The sequence below is a fragment of the Aquabacterium soli genome (genome assembly GCF_003933735.1).
GTDB lineage: Bacteria > Pseudomonadota > Gammaproteobacteria > Burkholderiales > Burkholderiaceae_C > Aquabacterium > Aquabacterium soli.
Genome location: NZ_RSED01000081.1, coordinates 1 through 594 on the forward strand (window position 1 = coordinate 1; position 594 = coordinate 594).

A 594-nucleotide genomic window follows, 5' to 3' on the forward strand; every position below is an offset into this window, starting at 1 on the left:
CATATACGACCAGTTAGGCCGCTGCGCGAAGGCAGAGTGTTGAGTTTGCTGTTTGAATTCAAGCTAATTTTGCTACCCATGCTTCAACCTCCTGTATGTTTGGAACGCCGAGATGGTCTTTGACCGACTGTAGGCCAAGCAGAACGGCTACGCGATGATTGCCTTCTATTACGTCGAAGCGGCCGTTTCGTTCGAGCAGTACGATGGTACTTGGCAAGGCTTGGTGTTCGATGGCGTATGCCATGACGGAGGCAAAGCGTTCCCTCGTGTTGGGAATGTAATGAGACATTATGTTTTCTTGCTTCAAAACACTTGCCTCGTAGAGAAGCATAGCCGTCCGGCGCGATGCTAGCGATAACGCTTCGGCTGTCAGAGAGACACGCCGTTTGGACCACTTGAGCTGACTCCAGAAGTGCAGCGACTCGCCGAACAAGAAACCTTCCCATTCGTCGCCCTCCGGGGGCCATCCGTTTTGCCTGATACGGTCATTGAGCCACAGCGCAAATACCTCATCGGGAACGCTTGGTAACGCCAACTTCGCTATGGCAAAGGTCTGTTCGGGTGTGCTCATCAAAGAGGCCTAACGAGGCTGCA

The 594-nt window shown here is 52.9% G+C and carries 1 protein-coding gene; it reads right to left on the bottom strand.

What is annotated here, in order from left to right:
* Nucleotides 1-58 precede the first annotated feature (58 nt).
* Nucleotides 59-571: a hypothetical protein gene (locus EIP75_RS23880; protein WP_125245678.1), complete on the bottom strand. Its 513-nt coding sequence runs from the start codon at nt 569-571 to the stop codon at nt 59-61.
* Nucleotides 572-594 lie beyond the last annotated feature (23 nt).